The sequence below is a fragment of the Pantoea sp. RIT-PI-b genome (assembly GCF_001187905.1).
In the GTDB taxonomy this organism is placed as follows: Bacteria; Pseudomonadota; Gammaproteobacteria; order Enterobacterales; family Enterobacteriaceae; genus Pantoea; species Pantoea nemavictus.
Map to the genome: position 1 here is coordinate 201,743 of NZ_LGIS01000026.1, position 19,638 is coordinate 221,380.

The 19,638-nt window shown below is 59.6% G+C and carries 18 protein-coding genes; 15 read left to right on the forward strand and 3 right to left on the reverse strand.

What is annotated here, in order from left to right; translation table 11 throughout:
* Entirely contained in the window at positions 1-1,971 is a 1,971-nt protein-coding gene (locus AC790_RS16975) for a hydantoinase B/oxoprolinase family protein (protein WP_049852530.1), read from the forward strand.
* Between the two features lie 100 nt (positions 1,972-2,071).
* The gene (locus tag AC790_RS16980) at positions 2,072-2,914 is read left to right on the forward strand and encodes an oxidoreductase (protein WP_007890958.1); all 843 of its coding nucleotides are present in this window, start codon (positions 2,072-2,074) and stop codon (positions 2,912-2,914) included.
* A gap of 108 nt (positions 2,915-3,022) precedes the next feature.
* Here AC790_RS16980 and AC790_RS16985 read toward each other — a convergent pair whose 3' ends face one another.
* Both AC790_RS16985 and AC790_RS16990 read right to left on the reverse strand, forming a co-directional pair.
* Positions 3,023-3,466, reverse strand: coding sequence for a transposase (locus AC790_RS16985; protein WP_049852531.1), 444 nt, complete (start codon positions 3,464-3,466; stop codon positions 3,023-3,025).
* Between the two features lie 205 nt (positions 3,467-3,671).
* The gene (locus AC790_RS16990; RefSeq protein ID WP_049852532.1) at positions 3,672-5,837 is read right to left on the reverse strand and encodes an EAL domain-containing protein; all 2,166 of its coding nucleotides are present in this window, start codon (positions 5,835-5,837) and stop codon (positions 3,672-3,674) included.
* Positions 5,838-6,142: 305 nt separating this feature from the next.
* On the opposite strand from AC790_RS16990, the gene phnF reads away from it, so the two are divergent.
* The 13 genes from phnF (at position 6,143) to phnE (AC790_RS17055) (ending at position 16,975) form a co-directional block, all read left to right on the forward strand.
* Positions 6,143-6,859 carry a phosphonate metabolism transcriptional regulator PhnF gene (gene phnF / locus AC790_RS16995; protein WP_049852533.1) on the forward strand — a complete coding sequence of 239 codons (717 nt, stop codon included), beginning with the start codon at positions 6,143-6,145 and terminating at the stop codon, positions 6,857-6,859.
* A complete protein-coding gene (phnG, locus tag AC790_RS17000) occupies positions 6,856-7,302 on the forward strand; it encodes a phosphonate C-P lyase system protein PhnG (RefSeq protein ID WP_007891778.1) in 447 nt (148 codons plus the stop codon). The genes phnF and phnG overlap by 4 nt, the downstream gene beginning before the upstream one ends.
* On the forward strand, positions 7,302-7,877 hold the full coding sequence (gene phnH, locus AC790_RS17005; protein WP_007891775.1) for a phosphonate C-P lyase system protein PhnH: 576 nt from the start codon (positions 7,302-7,304) through the stop codon (positions 7,875-7,877). The genes phnG and phnH overlap by 1 nt, the downstream gene beginning before the upstream one ends.
* Positions 7,877-8,953 (forward strand): carbon-phosphorus lyase complex subunit PhnI, encoded by a 1,077-nt coding sequence (locus AC790_RS17010; RefSeq protein ID WP_049852534.1) that lies wholly within the window; start codon positions 7,877-7,879, stop codon positions 8,951-8,953. Before phnH ends, AC790_RS17010 begins: the two co-directional genes overlap by 1 nt.
* On the forward strand, positions 8,946-9,794 hold the full coding sequence (locus AC790_RS17015) for an alpha-D-ribose 1-methylphosphonate 5-phosphate C-P-lyase PhnJ (protein WP_049852535.1): 849 nt from the start codon (positions 8,946-8,948) through the stop codon (positions 9,792-9,794). Before AC790_RS17010 ends, AC790_RS17015 begins: the two co-directional genes overlap by 8 nt.
* Positions 9,784-10,545 carry a phosphonate C-P lyase system protein PhnK gene (phnK, locus tag AC790_RS17020; RefSeq protein WP_007891770.1) on the forward strand — a complete coding sequence of 254 codons (762 nt, stop codon included), beginning with the start codon at positions 9,784-9,786 and terminating at the stop codon, positions 10,543-10,545. Before AC790_RS17015 ends, phnK begins: the two co-directional genes overlap by 11 nt.
* A gap of 148 nt (positions 10,546-10,693) precedes the next feature.
* Positions 10,694-11,398 (forward strand): phosphonate C-P lyase system protein PhnL, encoded by a 705-nt coding sequence (gene phnL / locus AC790_RS17025; protein WP_152929140.1) that lies wholly within the window; start codon positions 10,694-10,696, stop codon positions 11,396-11,398.
* On the forward strand, positions 11,395-12,531 hold the full coding sequence (gene phnM, locus AC790_RS17030; protein WP_049852537.1) for an alpha-D-ribose 1-methylphosphonate 5-triphosphate diphosphatase: 1,137 nt from the start codon (positions 11,395-11,397) through the stop codon (positions 12,529-12,531). The genes phnL and phnM overlap by 4 nt, the downstream gene beginning before the upstream one ends.
* A complete protein-coding gene (gene phnN, locus AC790_RS17035) occupies positions 12,531-13,064 on the forward strand; it encodes a ribose 1,5-bisphosphokinase (protein WP_049852538.1) in 534 nt (177 codons plus the stop codon). Before phnM ends, phnN begins: the two co-directional genes overlap by 1 nt.
* Before the next feature lie 226 nt (positions 13,065-13,290).
* Positions 13,291-14,121, forward strand: coding sequence for a phosphonate ABC transporter ATP-binding protein (phnC, locus tag AC790_RS17040; protein ID WP_007891765.1), 831 nt, complete (start codon positions 13,291-13,293; stop codon positions 14,119-14,121).
* 26 nt (positions 14,122-14,147) lie between these two features.
* The gene (gene phnD, locus AC790_RS17045; RefSeq protein ID WP_007891764.1) at positions 14,148-15,074 is read left to right on the forward strand and encodes a phosphonate ABC transporter substrate-binding protein; all 927 of its coding nucleotides are present in this window, start codon (positions 14,148-14,150) and stop codon (positions 15,072-15,074) included.
* A gap of 156 nt (positions 15,075-15,230) precedes the next feature.
* Complete coding sequence (phnE, locus tag AC790_RS17050; RefSeq protein ID WP_007891763.1) at positions 15,231-16,094, forward strand: phosphonate ABC transporter, permease protein PhnE; 864 nt, start codon at positions 15,231-15,233, stop codon at positions 16,092-16,094.
* Positions 16,091-16,975, forward strand: a complete 885-nt coding sequence (phnE, locus tag AC790_RS17055) for a phosphonate ABC transporter, permease protein PhnE (protein WP_007891762.1) — start codon at positions 16,091-16,093, stop codon at positions 16,973-16,975. Before phnE (AC790_RS17050) ends, phnE (AC790_RS17055) begins: the two co-directional genes overlap by 4 nt.
* Here the strand turns inward: phnE (AC790_RS17055) and AC790_RS17060 are convergent.
* Entirely contained in the window at positions 16,929-19,517 is a 2,589-nt protein-coding gene (locus AC790_RS17060) for an ATP-binding protein (RefSeq protein WP_049852539.1), read from the reverse strand. The genes phnE (AC790_RS17055) and AC790_RS17060 overlap by 47 nt on opposite strands.
* Positions 19,518-19,638: the final 121 nt, after the last annotated feature.

Sequence of the window (19,638 nt, forward strand, 5' to 3'; positions counted from 1 at the left end):
ATGGCAATTGACGGACGTAACCTGCAAATTCTGGCTAACTACTGCGCGGCCGCCGCCGATGCCATGGCCTTTACCTTGATGCGCACCGCGCACTCAACCTTTGTCAAAGAGACCGAAGATTTCTCCTGCCAGATCGTCAGCCGCGATGGCCTGGCGTTTGCCTCACCGCGCAGCTTCGGCGCGCCCTGGTACAGCGGCATCGATTACGCTCCGGTATTGGCGTTGATCGACCGTTATGATGAGGGAGATATCTGCATCACCAACGACGCCTACGCCGGTAACGTGGCGACGCACTCGCCGGATATTCATATCTGGAAGCCGGTATTTCACGGCGGCGAGATTGTCTGCTTTGTGGTGGGGCACATCCACAACACCGACGTTGGCGGCGCGGTACCGGCCTCGTTATCACGCTCGCTCACCGATATTGTGCAGGAGGGCATTCGTATTCCGCCGCTGAAAATCGTGCGCAATGGCGAACTGAATGAGGAAGTGGCGCGCATTATGCGCCTCAACGTGCGCGCACCGGAGCAAAACTGGGGCGACTTCAAAGCGCAAATTGCGTCGGTTAACGTTGGCGAGCGCAAGATCCACGACATCATTGCGCGCTTTGGCGTGGTGGATTTTCTGCAGGGCATTGCCGGCATTCTCGATTACGCTGAAGCGCAGGCGCGCAGCATTATCGCCACGATTCCCGATGGTGAATACTTCTATGCCGATTTCGCCGATGAAGATGGCGAGGGCGGCTTCCCGTGCCGTGTGGCGATTACCTTGCGCGTGACGGGTGAAACGCTGGAGCTGGATTACACCGGCAGCGATCCGCAGCTCGCTTCGTCACTGAATATGCCGACCGGCGGGCGCGAGCGGCATCCGCTGGCGCTGGTTGGCGTCACTTACGTGCTTTCGACGCTGAACAGTAAGCTGTTGCTCAACGCCGGCACGCTGCGCCCAACGCGCGCCATATTACCGCCGGGCACGGTAATGAATTGCGAAGCGCCGGCGGCGGTGGGGATGCGCTCACTGACCTGTGCGCTATCGCAAATCGCTACGCTCGGGGTGTTCTCGCAGGCGATTCCCGATCGCTTACCGGCTAACTCGCCCGGCGGCAACTCGATCATGAACATTCGCACTACCGACAGCGCCAACCGCAGCGTAGTGGCCTCACTGGGCCCGGTCGGCGGCGGTGCGGGTGGCACGCCGCGTCACGATGGGCCGGATGGTTCGGGCGGTTTGTCAGCCTTCCTGAAAAATACCCCGATTGAGATCAACGAAGCCGAAGTGCCGATCCATTTCCATCGCTACGGCTTAGCCGCCGACAGCGCGGGGGCCGGACGCTATCGCGGTGGCTTAGCCACAGAAATGGCGTTTGAAATCTCTGCCCCCAACAGCACGGTGACGGCGCGTAACCGTAATCGTTCGGTGTTCGCCTCGGCGGGGGTGCTGGGTGGAGCGTCTGGTGGCCTGTCGCACTTCCGCACGCTGCGCAATGGGGTGGCCATCGAGCACGGCAACACCGATGTAATCCACTGCCAACCGGGCGATATCGTTGAGGTGCGCGGTCCAGGCGCTGGCGGTTACGGCTTGCCGGTGGAGCGCGAAGTGCAGCAGGTATTACAGGATGTGCGCTGCGGTTTTGTCTCTGAGCAGGCGGCACGTGACAGTTATGGCGTGGCGCTACGCGACGGGGAGATCGACCACCACGCCACGGCCCGGCTGCGGGCAGAGATGCGTGGCAGCGCAGCGCAACATTTCGATCACGGCGCAGCGCGCACGGCATTTGAAGCGGTGTGGACGCCGGAGCGCTATCGTTTGCTCACGGCATTTCTGGCGGCGGCACCGGTCAGCTGGCGGCACTTCCTCAAACAGCAAGTGTTTACGGCGGTGGCCGCGCAAAGCGCATCGCTGCCGCTGGATGAACAGATGCACGCTATTTTGGACCAGCTCAGGCAGCGCTATCCGGCGATGCTGAACTAGTCGCACGCAACGCTAATCGTCCTGAAACGACTTTGCCATAGTTACTCTCTTTGCCCGATGAGCTTTCATCGGGCGCCTTCGCTTACAAGGGGACATCACTATGGCTTCAGCAACGACTCCGGTGTGGTTCATTTCAGGCTGTTCAACCGGTTTTGGTCGCGAACTGGCACAGCAAGCCATCGCGCGCGGTTTTCACACCGTGGTGACCGCGCGTGATGCGGCGAAAGTGCAGGATCTGGTGACGGGCCACGATAATGCCATCGCGCTAGCGTTGGACGTCACCGATCAGGCCAGCATCGAACAAGCGGTCAGCGCGGCTATCGATAAGTTCGGCGGCGTGGATGTGCTGGTGAACAACGCCGGTTACGGTTATCAAAGTTCAGTGGAAGAGGGCGAAGAGAAAGAGATTCGCGCCCAGTTCGATGCCAACGTGTTCGGCCTGTTTGCGCTGACCCGCGCGGTGCTACCCGCCATGCGCAAGGCGCGCAGCGGTCACATTATTAACATCACCTCCGTGGCCGGATTTATCGGCTTTGCCAGCTCGGGTTATTACTCCGCGAGCAAACACGCTGTGGAAGGCTGGTCTGATTCACTGGCGTTAGAAACGGCACCGCTCGGCATCCACGTGACCTGCGTTGAACCCGGTCCGTTCCGTACCGATTGGGCCGGTCGTTCGCTGCATCAAACGCCGAGCAAGCTGCCGGAATACGCCGAAACCGCGGCGGCACGCATGAAATCCACGTCTGAATACAGCGGCACCCAGGCGGGCGATCCGGCGCGTGCAGCCACCGCGATGATCGCCATCACCGAACACGCCAATCCCCCACGCCATTTAGTGATGGGCGCATGGGGTTATGATGCGGTGACCGAAAAATTAAAAGAGCGCCTGACGCAGATCGAAGCGTGGAAACAGACCTCGATTGATACGGATTTTCCGTCGTAAGTTAAAGTTCAGGTCGCCATAAATGGCGACCCTACGATGATATTCGGCATTGGCACATTTTTCTGTAGGGTCGCCATTCATGGCGACCTGGTTGATTGCCGCACATTGTTAACCCACATATAATCTATCCAGCTCCCACTTTTTAGGATTCTCTGCTATATATTTTCGAATATTGAATAACTCTTTTTCATCCCGAATCACGCGCTCGTAAAAACTGCGTTGCCATAACTTTATTCCAGTTTCACGCGTTATCTCCGCTTTAAACCAATTAACCACATTTTGCAGGGATCTATGCGTGCTTTCATTTAGCCAAATAATGCCATGAAGGTGATTCGGCATCAGGACAAAGGCATCAAGGGTAATAGCGTTGTGGCGTTGTGGTAAGGCCTGCCAGGCTTTAATAGCATAGTCCCCAATCGGCGTGAGGCAGAATTCTGCTGCGATGAATAGGCCAAATAAAGGTGCGCGGCGATGGCAAACGATAGTGATGAAATACGCCCCGCTGGTGCTGTAATCGTAATTTTTGAGCCGTGGGTATTTGCGATTTTTCATGATGGCCTCCATGCCAGTTAAGATTGTATTAATCGCGGCGAGAGGGCGATGAAGGTTTTTTAATTCTGAGTGACGTATTCAAAATTAATTTATTGCGTGCGGAGTGGTTCTTCAGGTCGCCATGAATGGCGACCCTACGACGATATTCGGCATTGGGACAGTTTTCTGTAGGGTCGCCATTCATGGCGACCTGGTATTCTGGCGTTTACACCATCTTCTCAATCTCTTCGAATGGCACCGCGTGACTAAACAAATACCCCTGCAGCTGATTGCAGCCGGCATCGGCCAGCGCATTTTTCTGACTTTCGGTTTCCACACCCTCGGCGGTGACGGTTAATCCCATCGCATGACCCAGCCGCACCACCGATTCGACAATCGCGGTGGAGTTCTGCGCCACTCCCAGCGACTGTGTAAACGAACGGTCGATTTTGATTTTATCCACCGGGAAGCTGCTGAGGTAATTGAGGCTGGAATAGCCGGTGCCAAAATCATCCAACGCAATGCGGAAACCGGCGTCACGCAGTGCGATGATACTGTTGCGTGCCTCGTGTTCATCCTCAATCAGCACGCCCTCGGTGATTTCTAACTCCATGCGTTTCGGATCGGCGCCTTCTTCCTGCACAATGTTGATGATGCGCTCGACAAAATTAGTGGCGCGGAACTGCACCGGTGAAACATTGACCGCCACCACGATCTCGGGCAGCTTGAGCGCGGTTTTGCAGGCCTGGCGCAGCACCCATTCGCCGAGCGGAATGATCATTCCGGTCTCTTCGGCAATGGCGATGAAATCACCTGGCGAGACATCACCGCGCACCGCATGGTGCCAACGCAGCAGCGCTTCGAGACCGACCACCTGCTGGCCGCTGATATCCATCAACGGCTGATACCACACCGCCAGCCCCTCGAATTTCACCAGTGCCTGGCGCAAATCCGCCGCCATCTGCTGCCGAGTTCGCAGCGACTCATCCATCACTTTCTCAAACTGGCGATACTGGCCGCGCCCGTGATTCTTGGCATCGTACAGGGCAATATCCGCTTTGCGCATCAACTCCAGCCGATCGATGCCATCCTTCGGCGCCAGCGCTAAGCCGATGCTGACGCCTACCCACAGCTCGCTGCCCACCAGTTGATACGGCTCGCTCAGGCGGGTGATGATGCGATTCGCCAGCGATTGCACCTGGCCAATATTCTCGACATCCGGCATCACAATAATGAATTCGTCACCACCGATACGCCCGACGGTGTCGCTGGCGCGCACGATATCGTTAAGCCGGCGCGCCACTTCGATGATCAGTTCATCACCGGCATGATGGCCATAGGTATCGTTGATGTTCTTGAAGCGATCGAGATCCAGCAGCAGCAGCGCCACACGCTGATCGTGGCGTCCGGCCACTGCCAGCGCCTGGGTTAAGCGATCTTCCACCAGTGAGCGATTTGGTAAGCCGGTCAGCACATCATGAAAAGCCAGGTGCTGCGCCTGCGCTTCGCTGGCACCCAGTTTCAGCAGCGACTGTGACAGCTTGAGTGACGAGGTCCAGATGCGTCGCACCATCACCAGACACAGCAGGGTAATCAAGATAACGGATAACAAGGTGGAAGGGCCGATGGTGCGCAGCATCTGCGCGCCGGGTTTGTCCGGCTGCCAGCTGAGATAGCCGACGGGATCGCCCTGCTGTGAATTGAGCAGGTAACGCGCTTTGGTTTTTTCCGCCGGTTCGCTATCGCTAAAGTGCAACTGGCGCAGCTGGCTGCGATCGGCAAGGTTACGCAGATAGCCGTCATCGAGGAACTTAATGCTCACCAGACGATAGCGTCCCGCCTGTTTGGTGCTGCTGATATCGCCCACCGCCAGCGCGGCGGCGCGTTGACCAATGCGCACGAAATCGGCGTGATCGGTCGGGCCGGCCACCACATCACTGTTTTGCACCAGCGGGCTCGTGAGCATGTCTTGTAAATAGGGGCCGATGCGTTTATCCGGCACCGGCTGGCCGTTGCGCCACACGTTAATCAGCTGATTGTCACGGTCCAGCAGCACCACCAGCTGGTGATCAAACATGTCATACAGCCAGCCGCCGACATTTTGCGTCAGCCAGGTTTGATCGGGATGCGACGACGCCAGCTGATCGGCCAGCGGCGACCAGCGCGTCAGGCTGCGCAGCTGGCGCAGATGCTCCGTCAGGCTCTGGGTAAATGAAGCCTCAATCATGCGCTGCTGCTGATCGCGCGCCTCATTGTTGGTTAACGACGTGCCCCAGAACAGACCCACGCCCGCGCCGGCAAAGGTCAGCATTAAAATCGCCATCAGCGGCAAAATAACTTCGCGAACAAAGGTGCGGCGAAAACCATCCGATAGTTTCAACGCATTAATCATTTTAAGCTTCGCCCAGGAAGTTGAATTCATCTTTTAACTTAGCAGAACATCTGCAAGCTGTACTCGCTAAGGCCAGTGAAAGCGTGATGTAAATAAGCGTTAAATTTTTGAACACTGTCACAAACAGAACAGTTAAAAATAATTTATTAAAACCGCTGCCGTTTCGCTGCGATTCTGCTGCCGTAAAGCAAATTCATCTTTGCGTCATTGAGCCGTCACGGCGCTGTCATCTGCCGCCCGCAATGTAATCGCCATCCCGCAGCGAGCTTCGCTGCCATCCTCAACCAGATGAGGTATTGAGCGTGATGGAGATATCCAGACATCCGACCACTGTGTACCAGGCCGTTGCCGCCCAGCTCGAGCAGGCGCTGCAGGAGCGCTATCGCTGTGGCGACTATCTGCCTTCCGAACAGCAGCTGGCCGATCACTACGAAGTGAACCGTCACACCTTGCGGCGTGCGGTCGACGAACTGGTGAATAAAGGGCTGCTGCAACGGCGTCACGGCGTGGGCATTTTGGTACTGATGCGTCCCTACGATTACCCGCTGCATGCGCAGGCGCGCTTTAGCCAGAATCTGATGGAGCAGGGCAGTCATCCCACCAGTGAACGCCTGCTGGCGGTGGTGCGCCCGGCCAGCAGCGACGTGGCCAGCGCGCTGGGCATCAATGAAGGCGACAACGTTATCCATCTGCGCACGCTGCGTCGCGTCAACGGCGTCGCGGTGTGCGTGATCAACCATTTCCTCGCCGATCTTCGCTGGTGGCCCGCGCTGCAGCAGTTTTACAGCGGTTCGCTGCACGACTTTATGCAGCAGCAGCTCGGCCTGCAGCTGACGCGCAGCCAAACGCGCATCAGCACCCGCCGCGCGCAGGCCAAAGAGTGCAAGCAGCTGGAGATTGCGCTGCAGTCGCCGCTGCTGTGCGTGCGCACCCTGAACAAGCACAGCGACGGCCAGGTAGCGGAATACTCCGTCAGCCTGACGCGTGGCGACATGATTGAACTGACACTGGAGCACCAATGAAACAACAAACCGCCCGCCAGCACTGGCTTTCGGTGCTGGCACACAGTGAAGCCAGCCAGCTTGAGGCGCACTGGCAACCGCTGCGTTTGAGTCCGGATTTTGAACGCGTGCGCCCGGCAGAAACCGGTCTAACCCGCCTGCAGGCGCGCATGGGCGGCAGCGGCAAGCGCTTCGTGATGGGCGATGCCACGGTGACGCGCGCGGTGGTCAAACTGCACGACGGCACGCTCGGCTTTAGCTATGTGCTGGGGCGCGATAAACCCCACGCCGAGCGCTGCGCCGTGATTGATGCGCTGCTGCAACAGCCGGAAACCCAGGCGCTGTTACAGGAAAAACTGATTGCCCCGCTGGCGGCACTGCGTGAAGAGCAGCGTCAGCTGCGTGCGCGTGAGATCGCCAGCTCCAAAGTGGATTTCTTTACGCTGGTTCGCGGAGATAACTGATGACTTTACTGGCTAGTTTTAACCATCCGGTTGCGGATGCACAACGCGCCTTCCGCCGCATCCTCAAAGCGATGAGCGAGCCGGGCGTGATGGTATCGCTGCCGCTGCAGCAGGGCTGGGGCGATCTGTCGCCGGCGGCCACGGCGGTGCTGCTGACGCTGGTCGATCAGGAGAGCGCACTGTGGCTCGATGGTCGTATCGATAACGAGGTGGTGCGCAGCAATCTGCGTTTTCATACCGGCGTACCCATTGTTGATGAGCGCGATGCGCCGTTTGCGCTGACGCATGCCGCGGCCAATCCCGATCCGGCGCTGTTCGCCTCTGGCGACAATATGTCACCGGAAAAGAGCACCACGCTGATTGTCGAAGTGCCGTCATTAAGCGGCGGCTTAACCCTGCGCCTTTCTGGCCCAGGTTTACGCGAGTCGCGCGCTATTGCGCCGCAGCTGCCGGAAGCGATTTTGCACTACCTGCGCGAGCGTCCGCATCCCTTCCCGCAGGGCGTGGATCTGATTTTCACCTGCGGTGAAGCGATGATGGCGCTGCCACGCACCACCGACGTGGAGGTGTGCTGATGTACGTTGCGGTTAAAGGGGGCGAGAAGGCGATTGCCAGCGCCCATGAGCTGCAGGCCGATTTGCGGCGTGGCGATCGCGCGCTGGCGGAATTGCAGTGTGATCAGGTGGCACAACAGCTCGGTTTAGCAGTCGATCGCGTGATGACCGAAGGCGGCATCTACGATCCGCAGCTGGCGGCCCTGGCAATCAAACAGGCAAGCGGCGATTTAGTCGAAGCGATCTTCCTGCTGCGCGCCTACCGCACCACGCTGCCGCGCCTCGCCGACAGCCTGGCGCTGGCAACCGATGAGATGCGCCTTGAGCGCCGTATCTCCGCCGTCTACAAAGATCTGCCCGGCGGCCAGGTGCTCGGCCCAACCTATGATTACAGCCATCGTCTGCTCGATTTTACCCTGCTGGCCAATGGCGAAACGCCCGCCGCGCCGCGCGACGATCAGGCGCTGCCGCAACGTTGTCCGCACGTGTTCAGCATGATGACCCACGAAGGGTTGGCGGCACGCGAAGAGGATGACGGCAGCGAACCGTGCGACATCACCCGCGAGCCGCCCGGTTATCCGGCGACGCGCGCGGCGCGTCTGCAACAGCTGGTGCGCGGCGACGAAGGCTTCTTGCTGGCACTCGGCTACTCGACGCAGCGCGGCTACGGCCGTAACCATCCGTTCGCCGGCGAAATTCGCACCGGCTATCTCAGCGTCTCAATCTGCCCGGAAGAGCTGGGGTTTGACATCGAGATTGGCGAAATCCTGCTGACCGAATGCGAAATGGTCAATGGCTTCACCACCGAAACCCGCAGCGCGCCGCACTTCACGCGCGGTTACGGCCTGGTGTTTGGTCGCTCCGAGCGCAAAGCGATGGCGATGGCGCTGGTGGATCGTGCGCTGCAGGCACCGGAGTATAACGAACGCATTGCCGGTCCGGCGCAGGACGAAGAGTTTGTGCTGTCGCATGCCGACAACGTCGAAGCGGCGGGCTTTGTCTCGCACCTGAAACTGCCGCACTACGTCGATTTCCAGGCGGAGCTTGAGCTGCTGAAACGGCTGCGCCAACAGCATCAGGAGCAGAACCATGAGTGAGTTAACCGGCTACAACAACGGTTATCTGGATGAGCAGACCAAACGCACTATCCGCCGCGCAATATTAAAAGCGGTAGCGATTCCCGGTTATCAGGTGCCGTTTGCCGGACGCGAAATGCCGATGCCGTATGGCTGGGGCACCGGCGGCATTCAGATCACCGCCAGCATTATTGGTGACGCCGATGTGCTGAAGGTGATCGATCAGGGCGCCGATGACACCACCAATGCGGTATCGATTCGGCGCTTCTTCCAGCGCGTCAGCGGCGCGGCCACCACTGAACGCACGATTGATGCCACGCTGATCCAGACGCGTCACCGCATTCCCGAAACGCCGCTGGAGGAGGATCAGATCCTGATTTTCCAGGTGCCAATCCCGGAACCGCTGCGCTTTATCGAGCCGCGCGAGACCGAAACCCGCACCATGCATGCGCTGGAGGAGTACGGCATCATGCAGGTGAAACTGTATGAAGATATCGCCCGTTATGGCCATATCGCGACGACGTATGCCTATCCGGTGAAGGTCAACGATCGCTACGTGATGGATCCGTCGCCAATCCCTAAATTCGACAACCCGAAGATGCACATGATGCCGGCGCTACAGCTGTTTGGTGCCGGGCGTGAAAAACGCATCTATGCGCTGCCGCCGTTCACCAAAGTGGAGAGCCTCGACTTCGATGATCACCCGTTCAGCGTGCAGCAGTGGGATGAACCCTGCGCGCTATGCGGTTCGCGCCACAGCTACCTCGACGAGGTGGTGATGGATGACGCCGGTACGCGCATGTTTGTCTGCTCCGATACCGATTTTTGCCACCAGCAGCAGGAACAACAGCATGCACAGTGAACAGCCGCTGCTTGCGGTCAACAATCTGACGCACCTTTATGCGCCAGGCAAAGGCTTTGAAGAGGTGAGTTTTGAACTCTATCCCGGCGAAGTGCTAGGCATTGTCGGGGAATCCGGTTCGGGCAAAACCACGCTGCTGCGCAGCCTGTCGGCGCGGTTAGCGCCGCAGCAGGGCAACATTCTCTATCGCGCGCAGGATCTCTATCAGCTGAGCGAGAGCGATCGTCGCCGCCTGCTGCGCACCGAATGGGGCGTGGTGCATCAGCATCCGCTGGATGGTTTGCGTCCGCAGGTGACGGCGGGTGGCAACATCGGCGAGCGCTTGATGGCGGTGGGCAATCGCCATTATGGCGATATCCGTCAAGAGGCGATGCGCTGGCTGCAGGATGTCGAAATCCCCGCCAACCGTATCGACGATCTGCCCACCACCTTCTCCGGCGGCATGCAGCAGCGTTTACAGATTGCGCGCAACCTGGTGACGCAGCCGACGCTGGTGTTTATGGATGAGCCGACCGGCGGTCTGGATGTGTCGGTGCAGGCGCGACTGCTGGATCTGCTTCGTACGCTGGTGCGCGAGCTGAATCTGGCGGTGGTGATTGTGACGCACGATCTCGGCGTGGCGCGTTTGCTGGCGCATCGCCTGCTGGTGATGAAGCAGGGTCGCGTGGTGGAGAGCGGGTTGACCGATCGGGTGCTGGACGATCCGCATCATCCGTATACCCAGTTATTGGTTTCATCGGTGCTGAGTTAACCACGGCGCGGCCATCCTGACGGTGCGCATTAATGCGCACCCTACGACGAGCCCTGTGTAGGGTCGCCATTCATGGCGACCATCAGACAGCGACGTGCCATATGTAAGGGTGCCATTTATGGCGACCAACCAACATCAGGACATCAACATGCAACCTTTATTGCGCGTAGAGCAACTCAGCAAAACTTTTGTGCTGCACAACCAGAGCAGCGCCGCGCTGCCGGTGCTGCAGAATGCCAATCTTGAAGTCAGCGGCGGCGAATGCGTGGTGCTGCATGGCCGCTCGGGCAGCGGAAAGTCGACGCTGCTGCGCGCGCTGTACGGCAATTATCAGGCCAACAGCGGCCATATCTGGCTGCAACATCAGGGTGAATGGATCGACATGGCCAGTGCGCCCGCGCGGCAGATTCTGGCGATTCGCTGCCATACCGTTGGCTGGGTCAGCCAGTTTCTGCGCGTTATTCCGCGCGTGCCGACGCTGGAGATCGTCATGCAACCGTTGCTGGAGCGCGGCACCGCACGCGCCTTCTGCGAAAAGCGCGCCAAAGAGCTGCTAACGCGCCTTAACGTGCCGGAGCGTTTATGGTCGCTAGCGCCATCGACCTTTTCCGGCGGTGAACAGCAGCGCGTCAATATCGCGCGCGGATTTATCGCCGACTATCCGGTGCTGCTGCTGGATGAGCCGACCGCCTCGCTGGATAGCGCCAACAGCGCCGCGGTGGTGGAACTGATTGAGCAGGCGCGCGCCCGTGGTGCCGCCATTGTCGGGATTTTCCATGACGAAGCGGTGCGCACACGCGTAGCCGATCGCCTGCACGTCATGCAGCCAGTGAACTCAGGAGCAGAAGCATGATTATTAATAACGTCCGGCTGGTGCTGGAGCAGGAAGTGGTGGCCGGATCGCTGGAGATCCGCGATGGACGCATTGCCAGCTTTAGCGACAGCGTTAGTCAGCTGCCGGGTGCACTGGATGGCGAAAACGCCTTCCTGCTGCCGGGTTTGGTGGAGCTGCATACCGATAACCTCGATAAATTCTTTACGCCACGCCCGAAAGTCGATTGGCCGGCGCATTCGGCGATGAGCAGCCACGATGCGCTGATGGTCGCCAGCGGCATAACCACGGTGCTGGATGCGATTGGCGTCGGCGACGTGCGCGATGGCGGCCATCGTCTGGATAATCTGACGAAAATGATCGACGCGATCCAGGACAGCAATCGCAAAGGGATTAATCGCGCCGATCACCATTTGCATCTGCGCTGCGAGCTGCCGCACAACACCACGCTGCCGCTGTTTGAAGCGCTGATGAATACGCCGGAGCTGTCGCTGGTGTCGCTGATGGATCACTCGCCGGGCCAGCGCCAGTACGCCTCGCTGGAGATGTATCGCACCTATTATCAGGGCAAATATCAGCTCAGCGACGCGCAGATGGATCAGTTTGAGCGCGAACAGCTGGCGCTGGCCGCTGAGTTCTCGACGCCGAACCGCAATGCCATCTCCAGTTTGTGCCGTTCGCGCGGCATTCCGCTGGCCAGCCACGATGATGCCACGGCGGCACACGTCGCCGAATCGCATGATGTCGGCAGCGCCATCGCCGAATTCCCCACCACGCTGGAAGCGGCGCGCGCCTCACGGGAATGCGGCATGCAGGTGCTGATGGGGGCGCCTAACATCGTGCGCGGCGGGTCGCACTCCGGCAACGTGGCGGCGGCGCAACTCGCCAGCCACGGCCTGCTGGATATTCTCTCCTCCGATTATTATCCCGCCAGTCTGCTCGACGCGGTGTTCCGTTTGGTCGCCGATGAACGCAATACGCTGACGCTGCCGCAGGCGGCGGCGCTGGTGACGCGTAATCCGGCACGGGCCATTGGCCTGCACGATCGCGGTCGCATCGCCGAAGGGCTGCGTGCCGATTTGGTGCTGGCGCATACCGATCACGGACATTCGCATATTCGTCACGTCTGGTCGCAAGGCAAGTTGGTGTTCTGATGGCGCGCCTCATCTGGCTGACCGGGCCTTCGGGCGCGGGCAAAGACAGTCTGCTGAATGCGTTGCGTGAGGCGCCGCCGGATAACCTGCTGATCGCCCATCGCTACATTACGCGCGCGGCCGATGCCGGCGGCGAGAACCATGTGGCGTTGAGCGAGCTGGAGTTCCGGCGGCGTGAAGCGCTCGGTCTGTTTGCCATCAGCTGGCAGGCGCATGGCCTGCACTATGCGCTGGGTAAGGAGATCGATCTGTGGCTGGCGCAGGGACTTAACGTGCTGGTCAACGGTTCGCGTCTGCATCTGCCGCGGGTGCAGCAGCATTACGGTGCCCAGCTGTTGCCGCTGGTGTTGCAGGTGTCGCCACCGGTGCTGGAACAGCGGCTGCGCCAACGTGGGCGCGAGTCGGAAGCGGAAATCGAGAAGAGGCTAGCGCGCGCGGCCGAACCCTTGCCGGCGCACTGCTATGTGCTCAATAACGACGGCGCGCTGAGCGATACGCTTGGGCAGCTGCGACATTTGCTAGGTGCGCGATAAATCGCGCCGCTACGGATACGTGCGTTTTGTATGTCCCGTTCTCACCATTCGCACCATCCGTAGCGGCGCAATTTATTGCGCAATGCCCGGATGGGTGCGGTGCCGATCACCACGCTTTGCCGTGAAAACGCGCTGTCACCGTTTAATCATTTTACTGTCATCAAGCTTTCATGCGATTTGCCCGTAATAGCGGGCAATCAACCGCTCAGAAGAGATGGAGTGCACCATGGCACAAGCATTACTGAAAACCGTCGTCGACAATCCTTTTCCGCCCCTCACCGGGCAGGGCAACAAGGTGCTGTCGGTGCAGGGATTGTGCAAAGCGTACGGCGCCAACCAGGTGCTGGATAATGTGAGCTTCGATCTGCATGCGGGCGAGCTGGTGGCGGTGATTGGCCGCTCAGGCGCAGGCAAATCGACGCTGCTACATATGCTCAACGGCACTATCAGCGCCTCACAGGGCGCGATTCTTAGCAATCGCCAGGGCGAAGTGGATCGCGATGTGGTGACGCTGAATAGCCGCCAGATGCGAGAATGGCGCAGCGAATGCGGCATGATCTTCCAGGATTTCTGTCTGGTGCCGCGCCTCGATGTGCTGACCAACGTGCTGCTGGGGCGTTTAAGCCAAACCTCAACGCTCAAATCGTTCTTCAAAGTGTTTTCCGAAACTGACCGCGCCCGCGCCATCGAGCTGTTGCAGTGGATGAACATGCTGCCGCAGGCGCTGCAGCGCGCGGAAAACCTCTCCGGCGGCCAGATGCAGCGCGTGGCGATTTGCCGGGCGCTGATGCAGAACCCGCGCATTCTGCTGGCGGATGAGCCGGTGGCGTCACTCGATCCGAAAAATACCAAACGCATCATGGACGTGCTGCGCCAGGTGAGCGAGCAGGGCATCAGCGTGATGGTCAACCTGCACTCAATCGAACTGGTGAAAAGCTACTGCACCCGCGTTATCGGCATTCAGCGCGGCAGAGTGCTGTTTGATGGACATCCTTCCCAGTTGACCGACGGCCTGATGCATGAGCTGTACGGCGACGAAATTAACCAGCTCCACTAACTTCCACGGCAAGAGAACAACCACCAATGAAACTGACCTCTTTAGCTTTACTGACTATTGCGATGGCTTTTGGCGTTAACGCAGCGGAAGCACCAAAAGAACTGAATCTCGGCATTCTCGGCGGCCAGAACGCCACGCAGCAGATTGGCGATAACCAATGCGTGAAAGATTTCTTCGATAAAGAATTGCAGGTCGATACCAAACTGCGCAACTCGTCTGACTACTCCGGCGTGATTCAGGGCCTGCTGGGCAACAAAATCGATCTGGTGCTGAGCATGTCGCCAGCTTCCTACGCCTCGGTTTATCTGCAGAACCCAAAAGCGGTAGATGTCGTTGGCATTGTGGTGGATGACAAAGACGGTTCCCAGGGCTATCACTCGGTGGTGATCGTTAAAGCGGACAGCCCGTACAAAAAGCTGGAAGACCTGAAGGGCAAATCATTCGGCATGGCCGATCCGGATTCAACCTCCGGCTTCCTGATGCCAAACCAGGCGTTTAAGAAAGCGTTCGGCGGCTCGGTTGATGACAAGTACAACAACACCTTCTCCAGCGTGACCTTCTCGGGCGGCCACGAGCAGGACATCCTCGGCGTGCTGAACGGTCAGTTTGACGGCGCGGTGACCTGGACGTCGCTGATTGGCGACCGCGAAAGCGGTTATACCTCGGGCGCCTTTGGTCGTTTGATTCGTATGGATCATCCGGATCTGATGAAGCAAATCCGCATTATCTGGCAGTCACCGCTAATCCCGAACGGCCCGATTCTGGTGAGCAACAACTTGCCCGCTGACTTCAAAGCGAAAGTGGTGGCAACCATCAAGAAACTGGATAAAGAAGATCACGGCTGCTTTGTTAAAGCGGTGGGCGGTGCCCAGCACATCGGCCCGGCAACCGTGGCGGATTATCAGAATATTATCGATATGAAGCGTGATTTGATGAAAGGGTCGCGCGGATAGTTTTATTGGGTGCTCGCTGCTGCAGGGATAGTACTGGCTGTCCCCCATCCCGGCCTTCCCCCACTTGTGGGGGAGGACCGAGGAGGGGGACAGCCAGCACGAACCAGCCAGCACGAACCAGCCAGCACACCACCCCAACCAACAGGAATCTCCCTCTTGACCGATTTCGAACACTACTACCAACGCATCCGCCGCCAGCAAAAACGCGACTCGCTGCTGTGGTCGCTGCTGTTGCTGGCGCTTTATTTGGCCGCGGGCAAGATGGCTGAATTCAATCTGCTCACCGTCTGGCAATCGCTGCCACACTTCTTTGACTACATCGGTGAAACCCTGCCGGTGCTGCACCTGTCGTTGCTGTTCGCTGATGGCAAAACCGAAGGTTCGCTGGCCTATTGGGGCTATCGTCTGCACTTCCAGCTGCCGCTGATCTGGGAAACCTTGCAGCTGGCGCTGTCGTCGACCATCGTGGCGGTCGGCGTTGCTGGTGTGCTGGCGTTTTTCGCCGCCGATAACACCCAAACGCCGCGCAGCCTGCGCATGGCGATCCGCGCGTTCGTCGCCTTCCTGCGTACCATGCCCGAACTGGCGTGGGCGGTAATGTTTGTGATGGCGTTCGGCATTGGCGCCATTCCCGGCTTCCTCGCACTGGCGCTGCACACCGTCGGCAGCCTGACCAAACTGTTCTACGAAGCGATTGAGAGCGCCTCGGATAAACCGGTGCGCGGCCTGGCCGCCTGCGGTGCCAGCAAACTGCAGCGCATGCGCTTCGCCTTCTGGCCGCAGGTCAAACCGACGTTTCTCTCCTACAGCTTTATGCGTCTGGAAATTAACTTCCGCTCTTCGACGATTCTCGGCTTAGTCGGCGCGGGCGGCATCGGCCAGGAGCTGATGACCAATATCAAACTCGATCGCTACGATCAGGTCAGCATCACGCTGTTGCTGATTATTGTGGTGGTGTCGCTGCTGGATACGCTGTCCGGCTGGCTGCGTCGCCGCGTGGTAGAAGGAGACGTGCCATGATTGCCTTAGCGCCGGATGTCGCCAAACTCAAACAGGAGCATGCCGCGCTGTTTGCTGCCCAGCATCGCTATTTACGTCGCGTTGCGCTGGTGGCGTTGGCCATCGCGCTTTACTACCTGTTCTTCTTTGAATTTTTTGGCATCGAGTGGAGCCGCTTTCTCATCGGCTGCCAGCAGCTTAGCCGCTATTTCCTGCGCATGTTTGTCTGGCAGGATTTCCTCAACTGGCCGTTTGGCTACTACTTCACCCAGGTGGGGATTACGCTGGCGATTGTGTTTTCCGGCACGCTGACCGCTTCGCTGATCGCGCTGCCGGTTTCGTTCCTGGCGGCGCGCAACGTGATGCACGATCCGCTAACGCGACCGATTTCACTGGTGGTGCGCCGCGTGCTCGATGTGCTGCGCGGCATTGATATGGCGATTTGGGGGCTGATCTTCGTGCGCGCCGTGGGGATGGGGCCGCTGGCGGGGGTATTGGCGATTGTGATGCAGGACGTGGGCCTGCTCGGCAAACTGTATGCCGAAGGGCACGAAGCGGTGGAGCGCTCACCGAGCCGCGGCCTGAGCGCGGTGGGCGCTAACAGCCTGCAGAAACACCGTTACGGCATTTTCACGCAATCATTCCCCACCTTCCTCGCACTCAGTCTGTATCAGATTGAGTCCAACACCCGTTCGGCGGCGGTGCTCGGCTTTGTCGGCGCCGGCGGCGTTGGCCTGGTGTATGCCGAGAACATGCGCCTGTGGAACTGGGATGTGGTGATGTTTCTGACCCTTATCCTGGTGGCGGTGGTGATGATGATGGATGTCATCTCCAGCAAGCTGCGTAAACGCTACATCACGGGGAAAGGGGTGCCGCTGTGGCAGCCTGCCGCGCGCGACTAAGCCGTTCACTGCGCTGCCAGGCGCGCTCCAGCGCCTGCACCAGCTGCGCCTGCTGCCAGGGTTTCGCCAGCCGCTCACACAGCGGCAGCGTCACCGGGGTCTGGCGCAGATCCTGGCCGCTGATTAACACGGTAGCCAGCTGCGGCCACTGCGCTTGCGCCTGACGAATTACATCCGCGCCGTTAATCCCGCCCGGCAGCATCAAATCACTGATCAGCAGTTCGATATCCGGCGTCTGACGCAGCAGCGCCAGGGCGCTTTCGCCATCGCCACACTCCAGCGTCAGATAACCGAGTTGATGCAGATGCTCGCACAGCGTTTGCCGCACCGTCGGCTCGTCATCCAGCACCAGCACCAGCCGGTCGTTGCTGCGCTGCGGTACTATCGGCGGCGGCACGCTGAGCGGCTGCGCCGCTTCGGGTGCACGTGGCAGCAGCAGGCGCACGGTGGTGCCCTGGCCGGGTGCGGTTTCCAGCTCGATTTGTCCGCCGGACTGGCGCACAAAACCATAGACCATCGATAAGCCCAAACCGCTGCCGCTGCCGATGGCTTTGGTGGTGAAGAACGGCTCGAATACCTGTTCGCGCACCTCGGCCGACATGCCGCAGCCGTGGTCGATCACTTCAATGGTGACGCGATCGCGCTTGCCGTCGGCCTCCTGTTTGCGTTGATTCCAGATGCGCAGACGGATTTCCCCGCTCTGTTGCGCCATGGCATCACGCGCATTCACCACCAGATTGATCAACGCGTTCTCCAGCTGGCCGGCATCAATCCACGCTGGCCAGCCGGGGCGCTGCGCATCGATCACCAGCTGCTGACCGGGCAGCAGCGCGTGCTGCAACAGCGAATGCAGATTATCCACCAGCTCCACCACCGCAACCGCGCGCGGGTAGAGCGCCTGTTTGCGCGAGAAGGCCAGCAATCGCTGCGTGAGCTGCGCCGCGCGGTCGGCGGCCTGACGGGCGCGTTCGATGCGGCTGGCGAGCGTGCCGGGCGGCAGCTGATCGACGGTTAGCGCCAGGCTGCCAATAATCACCGCCAGCAGGTTATTGAAGTCATGCGCCAGTCCGCCGGTTAGCTGTCCAACGGCTTTCATCTTTTGGCTGTGCAGCAGCGCCTCTTCCAGCGCCTTACGCGTGGTGCGCTCCAGCACGGTATTCACCATGCCACGACGCGGCACCGGGCTGAAACGCAGCTCCAGCGTGCGCCCATCATCCAGGCGGACCTCCTGTGCATCCGCCAGCCCGTTGAGCTGGATATTGACGCGGGTTAGCAGTTGCTGATAGTGCAAGCCGCGATGCAGTTCGCGCGGCGCGATGCCCAGCAGCTCGGCATATTGCGCATTCCACACCACCAGCTGGCCGCTGTTATCAAACAGGGCAAAACCATCGCGCATGGCGAGGAACGTGGATTCCAGCTGGTTGCTTTTCTCTTTCAGCAGGCGCGAGGTGTGGGCCAGCGAGGCGGTGTTGCGGGCAAACACGTTGAAGGCGCGCGCCAGATCGCCCAGTTCATCGCGGCGCGCCAGGCCCGGCACGTTGACGCTCTTTTCGCCCTGCGCCAGCCGCGTCATGGCGTGGGCGATGGCGGTCAGGCTCGAACCGAGATTACGGTAGATGTAGTAACCGGCGTAGCCGGTGATCAGCAATGCCAGCAGCATAAACAGGCCGATAAAACCGATGATCGAATCCAGCTCTTCGTGCGTGACCGCGCTGCGTGCGTCGCTCTGCTGCGCCACCAGCTGCACATAATGCGTGATGTCGTCATTGAGCATCGCCACCAGCGCTTTAATGCGGTAGGTGGCGTAGGCGATGGCGATATCACTCTGCTCCAGCTGCTGCGCCACCGGTAGCAGGTCGCTGCTGGTGGCGATCAGCCGCTGAACCTGAATATTGAGCACGCCGCTCAGCGCTAACGCTCGCCACTGGCGCAGCACCGATTGCAACTGCTGCACCGCCGCCTGCGGTGCCGAAGATTGAATCGCTACGCTTAATAAGCTGTGCGTTTGCTGGCGCAGCGCGTCAGAAGGGGAATCGGCGTGCGTGAGCAGATCAATCCGGTTCAGCAGCAGCTGCGATTGCCACAGGCCACTCAGCATTACGTTGCGCTGCAAGTGGCGTTGATGACCTGCGCGCAGGAGCTGATTAATGCTCTGTTCCAGCATCTGGCTGCGTTCACGAATGCGCGTCAGCTGTTGCGGCTGCTGCGCGGCGAGCGGCGCGTGAGCCAGCAGCGTCAGCGACTGCTGTAACGCGAGTTGAGTTTGCTGCAGGCGCGCCGATTCGCTCTGATACTCCAGCGCACCGACCACCTGCGACAGGCGCACGGCAGCGATCGCCACGTTGGCGGTATCGCGTGCCAGCGCCAGGCTGCCGTTCATATCGGCCAGGGTTTGCGCCTGCGCCTGTTCCTGAATGTGACCTGCGTGGCGAAATCCAAAAATTGCCACCAGGCTCACCGCCAGCGTCACCGACATCACCAGCAGATTAAACAGCAGCAGGCGACTTCGCGCGCCAGCGTGCCAGTGCAGACCGTGACTCATTTTCGCCACCTTTTACCGCGTAACTCCCGGCGAGTATAGAAGCGCGAGCGGGGCGAAATATGACAAATATGAACGGTCGCTGACATTTTCCATTTATCTGGACAGGCTTTACTCGCTGCAA